The organism is Rhodopseudomonas sp. RCAM05734, assembly GCF_052658035.1.
In genome coordinates this window covers 2,769,675-2,781,477 of record NZ_CP199742.1, presented here as the reverse complement: position 1 = coordinate 2,781,477, position 11,803 = coordinate 2,769,675, and the positions used below count along the sequence as shown (strand labels likewise).

At 64.5% G+C, this 11,803-nt stretch carries 7 protein-coding genes and 1 pseudogene; all 8 read right to left on the bottom strand.

Going from position 1 to position 11,803, the window contains the following annotated elements; genetic code table 11:
• Positions 1-14: 14 nt before the first annotated feature.
• The 8 genes and pseudogenes from ACUXVA_RS13170 to ACUXVA_RS13135 all read right to left on the bottom strand — a co-directional run bounded on the left by ACUXVA_RS13170 (position 15) and on the right by ACUXVA_RS13135 (position 11,793).
• On the bottom strand, positions 15-1,490 hold the full coding sequence (locus ACUXVA_RS13170; RefSeq protein ID WP_265079892.1) for an NCS1 family nucleobase:cation symporter-1: 1,476 nt from the start codon (positions 1,488-1,490) through the stop codon (positions 15-17).
• A gap of 74 nt (positions 1,491-1,564) precedes the next feature.
• Positions 1,565-2,671 (bottom strand): Acg family FMN-binding oxidoreductase, encoded by a 1,107-nt coding sequence (locus ACUXVA_RS13165; protein WP_265079893.1) that lies wholly within the window; start codon positions 2,669-2,671, stop codon positions 1,565-1,567.
• Between the two features lie 778 nt (positions 2,672-3,449).
• Positions 3,450-5,366 (bottom strand): ATP-dependent zinc metalloprotease FtsH, encoded by a 1,917-nt coding sequence (ftsH, locus tag ACUXVA_RS13160; protein WP_265079894.1) that lies wholly within the window; start codon positions 5,364-5,366, stop codon positions 3,450-3,452.
• 225 nt (positions 5,367-5,591) lie between these two features.
• On the bottom strand, positions 5,592-6,620 hold the full coding sequence (gene tilS / locus ACUXVA_RS13155; RefSeq protein WP_445492551.1) for a tRNA lysidine(34) synthetase TilS: 1,029 nt from the start codon (positions 6,618-6,620) through the stop codon (positions 5,592-5,594).
• A gap of 59 nt (positions 6,621-6,679) precedes the next feature.
• Positions 6,680-7,645 (bottom strand): tol-pal system protein YbgF, encoded by a 966-nt coding sequence (gene ybgF, locus ACUXVA_RS13150; RefSeq protein WP_445492549.1) that lies wholly within the window; start codon positions 7,643-7,645, stop codon positions 6,680-6,682.
• Positions 7,646-7,802: 157 nt separating this feature from the next.
• The gene (pal, locus tag ACUXVA_RS13145) at positions 7,803-8,297 is read right to left on the bottom strand and encodes a peptidoglycan-associated lipoprotein Pal (protein WP_265079897.1); all 495 of its coding nucleotides are present in this window, start codon (positions 8,295-8,297) and stop codon (positions 7,803-7,805) included.
• Positions 8,298-8,560: 263 nt separating this feature from the next.
• Positions 8,561-9,304, bottom strand: coding sequence for an N-acyl amino acid synthase FeeM domain-containing protein (locus tag ACUXVA_RS13140; RefSeq protein ID WP_265079898.1), 744 nt, complete (start codon positions 9,302-9,304; stop codon positions 8,561-8,563).
• Between the two features lie 166 nt (positions 9,305-9,470).
• Positions 9,471-11,793 (bottom strand): annotated as a pseudogene (locus ACUXVA_RS13135) (putative bifunctional diguanylate cyclase/phosphodiesterase).
• Positions 11,794-11,803 lie beyond the last annotated feature (10 nt).

The window sequence follows — 11,803 nt, the reverse complement described above, 5'->3', positions numbered from 1 at the left end:
GCGTTGCGGAAAACTTAAGGCCGGGCCAGCCCGGGCGCTGGCACCACTGCCCGGCCCCGCATCAGCGCCATATACAGCGCCGCCGCCAGCGTCGCGCCGATCAGCCAGCCCCAGTCGCCGATATTCGGCACCACCTTGTAGGCGCCGAGCAGCGCCAGGCCGATCGACACCACCGCGGAGCCGGCCAGCGCCTGCAGTGCCCGGACGTTCCAGCCGCTCGCGAAATACAGCGAGCCGTTCGGCGACATCGTATAGAGGTCGGCCAGCACCACCTGCTGCTTCTTCACCAGATAATAGTCGGCGATCATGATGCCGAACATCGGCCCCAGCGCCGCGCCGAAAATGCTGACGAAGATGGTGATGGCCTGCGGGCTGGAGACGAAGATCCATGGGCACACCAGCACCGACAGGATCGAGGTGATCAGGCCGCCGAGCTTGAAGTCGATCTTCTCCGGATAGAGGTTGGAAATGTCGTAGGCCGGCGACACGAAATTGGCGACGATGTTGATGCCCATGGTCGCCACGATGAAGGTGACCGAGCCGAGCGCCACCACCCAGGGATTACCGATCCGCTCGACGATGGCCACGGGATCCATGATCGCCTCGCCGAACACGTTGACCGTGCCGGCGGTGACGATCACCGTGATGATCGCGAACACGATGAAGTTCACCGGCAGCCCGAGGAAGTTGCCGACCTTCATCGACCTTTCGTCGCGGGCGAAGCGCGAGAAGTCGCCGAAGTTCAGCAGCAGCGCCGCGAAATACGCCACGATCAGCATCGCGGCATTGGCCATGTGGCCGATGGCCGACCCCTCGACGCGCGGGCTGAGCTGCAGCGACAGGCTGGACGTGCCGGTCTGTGCCAGAATCCAGATCGCCAGCGCGAACATCACGATGTAGACGACGGGTCCGCAGAAATCGATGAACTTCCTGATCGTCTCCATGCCGTTGAGAAAGATCAGCAGCTGGAACAGCCACATGAACAGGAAGCTGCCCCAGCCCAGCGGCGACAGGCCGACAAAACTGCCATGGGTCCAGATCTCGGCAGCGGGATAGAACGCCAGCACCAGAGCCTGCACCGCCTTGGAAGCGAAATAGGTCTGCACGCCGTACCAGACGATGCCGACAATGCCGCGCAGGCCGGCAGCGATGTTGGCGCCCATGACGCCGAACGACATCCGTGCCACCACCGGAAACGGCGTGCCGTATTTGAGCGACGGCCGCCCGATCAGGTTCATCAGGAAATAAACCGCGGTGATACCAACCACCATGGCGACTAGCACTTCCCAGCCGGTAAGGCCGAGGAAGAACAGGCTGGCCGCAAAGGTGTAGCCGCCGACCGAATGCACATCGGACATCCACATGGCGAAGATGCTGAACACGCCCCAGGTCCGCCCGGCGGGCGCCACCGGCGCCAGATCGTGATTGTAGAGCCGGGGATCGGCGCCTGGGATGACAATGACGGGCGACGGGTTCGAATGGGCTGACATCGGAATCTCCTGCGCTGCCGGAGGATCGACCTGATACTTTTGAAAAGCAAGACCCGCGCCAGAATTGATACCAGTCAGGCCAGCATCTCCGTGACCGGCCGGCGCAACGACGGCGGCATCGGCGGCCCATAGCCGAAGCGGACGATCAGGTCGGGCCGCGCGCCGGACGCCAGCAGCCCCGCAAGCCGCTGCCGCACCGACGCGACCTCGACCGCCTGGTTGAGGAACGCGTGGCTGATGCCGAGCGCGGTGGCCTGCAGGGCGAAGCGCTGATAGGCGCGCCCGCTCGCCAGCCAATGCGCCCCGTCGTCCCGCGCCGAGACGAAGATGGCGAGGCCCGCCGAACTGGCGATCTGGTCGCGACATTTTTTGTTCTCGGAGTCGGCGGACATCACCACGTCGAACAGCATTCGGCCGACCGGCGTCGGCAGTGCCGGATTGCCGGACGCCGCCACGAACAGCCCGTCTGCCGTGCGCAGCGCCTCGGCATAGCTAAAGCGTAGCCAGTGTTTCAGCTCGGCCATGAATACCGGGTCGTTCAACTGCCGGCTATTGCCATCGATGATCAGGCCCGCCACGGCATCGATGGCCGGCCGCTCGGTCAACAGCAGCAGCTTCACGCCCTCGCCGTTGCCGGCCGCGGCCAGCGCCCGCAGCGCATCCGCGGCAACCGCACGGCCGTCATACAAGGCGCGGCTGCATTGCCGCGTCATGATCGCCGCGGCCATCGGCGTGGTGACGGTGTCGCCGTCGCTGAGGTCGATGACCACGCGCTCGTCGCCCTGTGAATCGAATCGCGGCGTCGCCACGAGTCCGAACACCGGCGCCGCCTGCACGATGTTCTCCACCGCCGCGCCGAGGCTGGCATAGAGATGATGGTCGTCGGGATCGACCACCGGCGTGCGCCGCGCAAAGTCCGGCAGCACGGCGATCGTCGCCTCGCCGATCGCGAAGCGCCAGGCCTGGGTGTTGTGGCTGTTGGCGGCGAGCGTCGCGGCGCGCACCAACTCGGTCAGCGCGTTGCGACCGCGCAGCCTGCCGTCGAGCGGCCGGCGCAAGGCCGCGGCGGCAGCACGCCATTCGCCGATATCCTGCCGTGTCTCAAGTATCAGACCGCCGACGCCAGCCGCGACCACGCCGCCCGCCACGCCGCCGCCGATGAGAAGAGTCCTGCGATCCATGGCGCGCTCCGAAGTTGGTCGTCGTGACCCTAGGTGGTCATCGGCGCGGTGGTATTGATATCGCGCAAGCAGCCGGGTGTGCAGAGTCCGCTGCGCGGCCCAGCGTGACAAGATTTCCTCAACCTCACTATTGACTATAGTCCTATTGTCACCTATAGTCTCCCCATCCTGCTCAACGAGGGGCGCTGTCATGAGGCGTCTTGAGAGTGGAGCCGGATGCGGTGTCCCGCGCGTGTGCCTCGCAAGCACGCCCCGGGAGGCTTGAGGTCACCGTCCGGGCCCACTACGGGGCTCTGCCGCTCTTTGCCGGCTGGACGTGGACAGTGACAAGGCGGGGAAAGCCCGCCGGAAGCTGCCCCGGAAGAACGGTCCCTCAGCCATAAACCCCGCGGTGGCGCGCCCGCAGGCGCGCCGCTCCCCTCATGTCTGGAGGGGAGATCTGCTCACACCTCGGACGCCTTGGGTGGGCGCCGCGAGAACGAGAGCACTTGGCTGTTTGACATTCGAATATGATCAGCGCGAAAGCGCCAAGATGCGTGTCCCGGACGCGCTGCAGCCTAGCGAAGCAAAGCTTCGCGCGGATGCGCAGCATCGCATGCTGCTGCGCAGATCCGGGACCGTCACGAACACCGTCGATTGGAATGGCCCCGGATCAGCGAAGCGATACTGGCGGCGATGCTGTCGCTTCGCCTGGCATCGCATCGCATCCGGGGCACGAGATCCAACCACAAAAAACGCGGCCTCGCGGCCGCGTTTTGCAATCCTCGATGCAGCAGGCTCAGGCCTGCGGCTGCGGCTCGAGACCGGTATCCGGACGCGGGCGCGGCTTGCCGGCGGGCGGCACTGCCGAGGTGCGCGGGCCGGTCGGCTCGAGCACCGACTCGCGGTTCGGCTTCTTGCCATTCAGCAGATCCGTAATCTCGTCGCCCGACAGCGTCTCGAACTCGAGCAGGCCCTTGGCGAGGGCTTCGAGATCGGCACGCTTCTCGGTCAGGATCTTGGTGGCCTCGTTGTAGCCCTCCTCGACCAGACGGCGGATCTCGCTGTCGATCTTCTGCACGGTGGCCTCGGAAGCATTCTGGGTGCGCGACACCGACATGCCGAGGAACACTTCGTCCTGGTTCTCGCCGTACGACACAGTGCCGAGTTCTTCCGACAGGCCCCAGCGCGTCACCATCATGCGGGCGAGGCGCGTGGCCTGCTCGATGTCGGACGACGCACCGGACGTCACCTTGTTGCGACCGAAGATCAGCTCTTCGGCAACCCGGCCGCCCATCATAATGGCGAGGCGCGAGGTCATCTGCTCCAGCGACATCGACAGCTTGTCGCGTTCCGGCAACTGCATCACCATGCCCAGCGCACGGCCGCGCGGAATGATGGTCGCCTTGTGGATCGGGTCGGTGGCGATGACGTTGAGGCCGACGATGGCGTGACCGCCCTCGTGATAGGCCGTCAGCATCTTCTCTTCCTCGGTCATGACCAGCGACTTGCGCTCGGCGCCCATCATCACCTTGTCCTTGGCCTCTTCGAACTCGCTCTGGGTCACCATGCGCTTGTTGCGGCGCGCGGCGGTGAGAGCGGCTTCGTTGACCAGGTTCATCAGGTCGGCGCCGGAGAAACCCGGGGTGCCGCGTGCGATGGTCTTGAGGTTGATATCCGGCGCCAGCGGCACCTTGCGGACATGGACCTTGAGGATCTGTTCGCGGCCGACGACGTCCGGGTTCGGCACCACGACCTGACGGTCGAAGCGGCCCGGGCGAAGCAAAGCGGGATCCAGCACGTCCGGACGGTTGGTCGCGGCGATCAGGATTACGCCTTCGTTGGCTTCGAAGCCGTCCATCTCCACCAGCAACTGGTTGAGGGTCTGCTCTCGCTCGTCGTTGCCGCCGCCGAGGCCGGCGCCGCGATGACGACCGACCGCATCGATTTCGTCGATGAAGATGATGCAAGGCGCGTTCTTCTTGGCCTGCTCGAACATGTCACGGACGCGGCTGGCGCCGACGCCGACGAACATTTCGACGAAGTCAGAACCTGAAATCGTGAAGAACGGCACGTTGGCCTCGCCGGCCACCGCGCGCGCAATCAGCGTCTTGCCGGTGCCGGGAGGGCCGACCAACAGCACGCCGCGCGGAATGCGACCGCCGAGGCGCTGGTACTTGCCGGGGTCGCGGAGGAATTCGACGATTTCCTGCAGGTCCTGCTTGGCTTCGTCGACGCCGGCGACGTCTTCAAACGTCACGCGGCCGTGCGCCTCCGTCAGCATCTTGGCGCGCGACTTGCCAAAGCCCATCGCCTTGCCGGCACCGCCCTGCATCTGGCGGGACAGGAAGATCCACACGCCGATCAGCGCGATGAACGGCAGCCAGGACACCAGCAGCGAAACGAACCACGGCACGTTGTCGCCGGGCGGCTTGGCGGTGATCGAGACTTTGCCGTCATACAGGCGCTTCACCAGCGTCGGATCGGAGGGCGCGTAGGTCTGGAAGCTGGAGCCGTTGGTGAAGGTGCCGTGAATCTCTGGCCCCTGGATCACCACGTCGCGCACATGGTTCTGATCGACCTCGGTCAGCAGCTGCGAGAAGGTGATGTCCTGCGAGGCGGCGCGCTGACCAGGATTCTGGAAGAGCGTGAACAGCGCCAGCAGCAATAGAACGATGATGACCCAGAGGGCGAAATTGCGCAGATTCGCGTTCATTGAACTTCCTTCGTCGCCGCGCGGATCGCGGCCTTATTTCCCTTGGATCGGCTCAAGGGATCACCCTGGGTCGGTTGCATTACAATCTAGGTGCGGGACGACGCGATGCCAAGGGAACCATTCGGGACTATTTAGCGCATCCTAGCGCTATTCCAGTTCAAATGATGGCGTCTCGCCGGGGTTTTCCGCCGGTGGTTAAAGGATAGCGCTGCGGCTGCTCCGCCTTCACGTCCCAATCGGCCGGCGGCGCGGCGGCGCAGCCTCGATTCGCAGCAGGTCGCCGGTCAGGCTGACCAGCGCACCGGCCAGGGTCTGCTTGAGCCGGATACCTTTGGCACCGTCGCGACAGGCCTGGTCCAGCGCCAGCACCAGCGCCTCGGCCTTGCCGAGTTCGGCCGGGCCCTCATGGCCGGCCCGGTTGACCATGCGCAGCAGCAGCCGGAGCCGGATTTCCTCAGGGAGCGCGGCGAAGATCTTGGCGTCAACACCGGGCCGGGGATCGCTTTTCAGCGCCAGAAAGCGCTCTGCCCCGTCGACCAACACCTCCAGCGCGGCATTGGCCCGCGCCAACCGCGCCGCCAGCCGCGCCAGATTGCGCGAATCGAACCCCTCTTCGGCCAAACCGGGCATCAGCGCCCGCAGCCGCGGCCGGGTGAAATGGGTATCGCGGTTGGTGGGATCGTCGGCGAAATCGACCTTCGCCCTGGCCAGGGTGGCGATTAACCGCGCCTTGGCCACGTCGAGCAAGGGCCGCGCCAGCACCACGCCCCCGCGCTCCGATTCGCGCGCCATGGCGGCCAGGCCTGCAATACCGCTGCCACGCGCCATCCGCATCAGCAGCGTCTCAGCCTGGTCGTCGCGGGTATGCGCGGTAAGGATATGGGTCGCACCGCTCGCCCGTGCCGCCTTGGCCAACAGCCGGTAGCGGGCCTCGCGCGCCGCCGCCGGCAGGCCGGTTTCGGGCTTGGCGTCGGTCCAGCGCAGGGTCCGATGCGGCAGATCAAGACTGACGGCGAGCCGCTTGACGTCGCGGGCCTCGCGGGCGGCTTCCGGCCGCAGCCCGTGGTCGACCGTGACGGCGATCAGCGCCGGCCCGTTCTTGAGGGCGCGGCGCCAGCGCACCGCCAACCACATCAGCGCAATCGAATCGGGCCCGCCCGACACCGCAAGCACCAGCGCGGGCGCAGCCTTCCAGTCGGCAAGCGGCTGCCTGGCATCCTGGGCCGAGATCGGAGAATCGTCGTCGTCGGACATGAGCGGAAGCCGGTTGCCGTCCCCCGACAGATCGGAGGTCTAGTCGCGCGCGTCAAGCTCTAGCACTTAACCCGCTTCTGCTCGCGGTCCACGGCCTGCTTTACACCCTGCGAGGCGCGCGGATATTTTCGCGTGACCTCGCCGAACGCGGCGCAGGCAGCTTCCTTTTCCTTGAGCGCCGCCAGCGACTGGCCGAGCCGCAGCAAGGCGTCCGGAGCCTTCGCCGAACTGCCAAACTTGGTGGTTACGCCCAGAAAGGACTCCGCGGCGTCGCGATACTTCTGGCGCTGAAAGAAGCTCTCGCCGAGCCAATATTGCGAATCCGCCAGCAGCGGGTCGCTCGGATATTTCTGGGCGAAGTTGCGCATCGTCTCTTCGGCCAGGGCATAGTCGCGGCGCTGCATGTAGCCGATGCCGAGGTCGAACTCGTCCTTCGGCGTGGCGCCGGGCGGCAAGGTCGTCAGACCGCCGGCGGCGGCACCGCCCGGGCTGGCGTTGCCGAGTTCAAGCGGCTCTCCAGCCCCGCGACCGTTGGGCATGGTGGCGGGGGCATTGGCGGTGACCGGCAACTGGCCGCCGCCGAGCGCACGCGGCGCGCCGGGCGCGGCCGGATTGGCATTGGGATCGAAGGCGTCGTTACGCCGCCCGCCCCGCTGCGGCGGCGCAGGATCCTGCACGATCGGCGCGGGTGCCGCGATCTGCGGCTGGTCATAGGTCGGCTGCTGTTGCGTCGGCTGCCGCGCCGGCGCCGGTTGCGCGGGCACCGCAGCCACGTTGGGCCGCGCATTGCCGGCCGGCGGCACGCCGGCCTGCAGCTGGCGGATCTGCTCTTCAAGCTGGCGGTTGCGGAACTGCAGTTCTTCGTTCTGCCCGGTGAGCTGACGCAGCTGGCTCTCGAGCCGCTGGACCTGGACCTCGGGGTCGACATCGTCGGACTGCTGCATCTGGGCGAAAGCGTGCGACGGAATCGCCAGCGCCGCGGACATCAGGACCACGCGCGCGAAAGTATGAAGAGGGGATGACATGTTTGCCTGACGAATTTTGCGCCAATCGAAAGCGCACCACATTGAGAGCTTCACTACGCCGAAAATGTGACTTTCGACAGGGGCAAGTTCTTTCACCCAAAACAAAACCGGCGCCTGCCCGAAGGCAGACGCCGGTGTGTTGATATCAATCGTTCGCTCAGGCGCCGGCGTTCAGCACGGTGACGGCACGGCGGTTCTGCGACCAGCACGAGATGTCGTTGCAGACCGCGACCGGACGCTCCTTGCCGTAGGAAATCGTCCGCATCCGGCTGGCATCGATCCCGCGCGAGGCGAGGAAGGTGCGGACCGACTGGGCGCGACGGGCGCCGAGCGCGATGTTGTATTCGCGGGTGCCGCGTTCGTCGGCATGGCCTTCGATGGTGAAGGAGTAGCGGTTGTAGCTCTGCAGCCACTGCGCCTGCTTCTCCAGCGTGGCAATCGCCTGCGGCGACAGTTCGGTCTGGTCGCTTTCGAAGAACACGCGATCGCCGACATTGACCACGAAGTCCTGCTGGCTTCCCGGCGTCGCGGCGTTAGCCATCGAACCGTCGGCCCCCAGCGGATTCTTGTTGGCGCAAGCGCCCATCGATAGCGCCACAGCCAGAACTGCAGCCAGTTTAAATCCCTGGAGGATTCGCATCTGATTTTTCATTCCGGAGCCTCCAACGCTCACGTTTTTTCCAACTGACAACCGGTCTACAGGGCGTTGGTTAAGCGAACGTTCCGTCAACCTTGATGAGGTGTTGCCAAACCCGATCAAATGCCACAGGTCGCCGAAAAGCAACGGCTTGGTTAATGCGGAGTAAATGTGGCGCGACGGTGAAGGAAAGCCGCCAAAGCCAGCCGTTCCGGCAGAACTTTTGCAGTCGCCGGGCAAACACCCCTTGCGGCAGGTAGCGGCGGCCGCCTCTGCGGTCAGGTCCGGGGGACGAGCGAGGGTCGCTCCATGGTCAGCAGCGGGACTTCACCGTGCCGATGGGCCCGATCGCTCATCCGCTCGAACAGCTTCCGGCGTTCGAAATAGGTGGAGCGCAGGAAGGGATAACGGGCAAAGACCTTGTCCCGCATGCTCGGGAACTCGATCGCCAGCAGCCCGATCTGCTTGGTCAGCCCCGGATAGTCGCGCAACGGCGCGATGCTGTGCATGAAGATCCGGCGGTAGAAAGGCTGATGTTCGGCGCGGACCGATGCAAGGCCAATATCGGCATGGAAGTAATCGCAGGCCACAAAAGCCAGCCGCAGCGTCATATAGGGAAGTTCGGGAAATCGATTGGCCGGAGCCGGCTCGGCGACGAAGCGGCTGGGATCGACGATGATCTTGCCCTGCGCGAGGGCCGGCTCCATGACTTCGGGAAAGACGCTGCGCGAAGGCGTGGTGGGATGTTCCGGCGATGCCACGCTGATACGCAGCGAGCTGGCCAGTACCCCTTCAAAGTAAACGCCAAAGATCCAGGAGTTCGGCAGATCGTCGTAGCGGTCGCTGATCTTGCACTCGCGGTTCGGCTCGATGGCGCCCTCTTTGAGATAGGCGCGATAGCGCAGGCGATAGATCTCGTCTTTTTCTTCCTCAGTTTCGGCCAGGCGGTAGTCGACGCGGTCGAGGAGTTCGATACCGCGCTCGACAGGCCGTGCTTGCTTGACTGTTTCTTGCGCGTTCATGAAGTGGCCTGACGCTGCCTGCTAACAGAGGTTCCAAAAGCTAGGGTAAACGTCTTCTTTACCGGAGCGCAAAGAACTACCTATGTTAAGGTTAACTAACCGTGAGGTTACAGCTCCGAGCAACATTTAGAAGCCAGTTCAGCCAGAAATTTGGAATGACATCCGTTCAGGGAAGCAATGACGCGACAAGACGCTTGTCGTGGACGGCATGGCGCCCGTGCGACGCGTCCAGCAGCTTACGGACGCTGGTAGCGGGTACGGGCCTGCTGAACAGGTATCCCTGAACTTCCGTGACCGTTCCGTCGGCGCTGATCAGTTCCAGCTGTTCGTTGGTCTCGACCCCTTCCACGACCACCGACATGCCGAGATCGGCGCTGAGGCGCGCGACCCCGCGCAGCAGAGTCAGCGGACGGTCGGTGTCGATCCCCTCAAGGAACGAGCGATCGATCTTCACCTTCTGCAGTGGGAAATTGTGCAGATAGCTGAGGCTCGAATAGCCGGTTCCGAAATCGTCGAGCGAGATCCGGCATCCGGCCGCATGGAGCTGGGACAGTGCGTCGTGCGTCCACTGCGTGTTGCGCAGCAGCGACGACTCGGTGATTTCGATCTCGAGGCGTTGCGCCGGCAGGCCGGACACTTCGAGGGCGTAGCGCACTTCGCTCAGGAAATCGCGCTGATGGAACTGCTGCGACGAGAAGTTCACCGCGACGCTGACCGCCTCTGGCCACTTCGTACATTCGATGCACGCCTTGCGCAGGATCCAGCGGCCGAGATCGACGATCAGGCCCATGTCCTCCGCCACCGGAATGATCTCGGTCGGGGACACCGTGCCGCGAACCGGATGATTCCAGCGCAGCAGTGCCTCGCAGGTGGAGATCCGGCCGGACTTGAGGTTCACAAGCGGCTGGTAGAACAGTTCGAACTCTTCGTTGGCCAGCGCCTTGCGCAGGTCGAGTTCAAGGACCCGCCGCGCCTCGACAGTCTGGGCCATTTCCTCACGGAAGAAGCAGAAGGTGCCGCGGCCGGACGCCTTGGCCCGATACAGCGCCATATCGGCATTCTTGAGCAGACCGTCGGCACCGACGCCGGGTTGGGTCAAGGCGATGCCGACGCTGGCGCCGATCTCGACCTGATGATGATCGACTTCGTAGCGTTCGCTCAGGCGTTCGACCATGCGGCGCGCCAGGTCCGCGGCATCGTGGTTGGCCTTGATGCCGCGCTGGAACACCACGAATTCGTCGCCGCCGAAGCGCGCGACGAAGTCGTCCGCCCGCAGCATTTCGCGAATCCGGTCGGCGACCATGCACAGCAATTTGTCGCCGCTGGGATGGCCAAGCGTGTCGTTGACCTGCTTGAACTGGTCGAGGTCGATGAACAGCAGTGCCGACAGCGAGGCGGAATCGGCGCCTTTGAGCATGCGCCCGATTTCATTGCGGAAACTGACACGGTTCGGCAGACCGGTGAGTTCGTCGAAGCGCGCCATGTGGCTGATGCGGGCTTCCGAGGTGCGCCGCTCGGTGATGTCTTCCACCAGCACCACGGTGCCGCCGCCGACCATCGGCTGGAATTTCCACGACAGCGCACGCTCGCAGTTTCGCGCGTGGTCGAGCGTGGTGATCTCGGCGGCCCGCGAATTTTCGATTTCAGAGATGATCGTCATGGCGCTGGCGGCAGACACCGTACCGACCTCGACGAAGGCGGCCACGACCTCGCGCAGCGAAGCTCCCGGCCTGACGAAGTCGGCACCGGCACTCATCATTTCATTGAGGCGATCGTTGATAACGGCCAGCTGGCCATCCGCCGCGAACATGCACAGGCCATGCGGCATGTTGTTCAACGCGGTATCGAATTGACCGGCGAGCGCCGCCTCGCGTTCCCTCGCCAGCCACGCGTTCAGGTAGATGCCGTTCAGGCTTGAGGTCAATTGTCTGATGGCGACGAAGAAGACGATGCTCAGCAAAGCCAGCGAAAAATGATAGGCCCCACCGATAAACATCAGCGAGACAATCAGCGGCCCGCATCCGAGCAGAACCTGCAGATGAAAAATGCGCGGCCGGCCAAAAGTGCGGCCTACACCTGCCGACATATAGGCGACCACCGTCGTCACGCACAGCATGTGTGCGGCCGGGCTGTCGACCCGCAGCAAGACCGTGCTGCTCCAGATGCCCAGCGCAACGCCATGCGCGAGCGCACCCCACAGATATCGTTTTTCCCAGACAGCCGCTTCGGTGGCCGTCAGCGCAGAACTCCGCTTTTGGTAACGGTACATCTGCAGCGCGCGCGCGGCCCCGACCATGACGAACAGAGGCACAGAGAGCCATACGACGGGATCGCCGGACATGACGGCGATGACCGCGCCAGCAATTGCCGGACCGAAAGCCCCCAGAATCATGGGCACGGGATTCATAAACAGCGAGATCTACCAGTGCCGCATAGATTTTAGGCGGCATCTCCTGATCCATCATCGCGCTTTGGTCGGCAGATTGCATGGCGGAATGC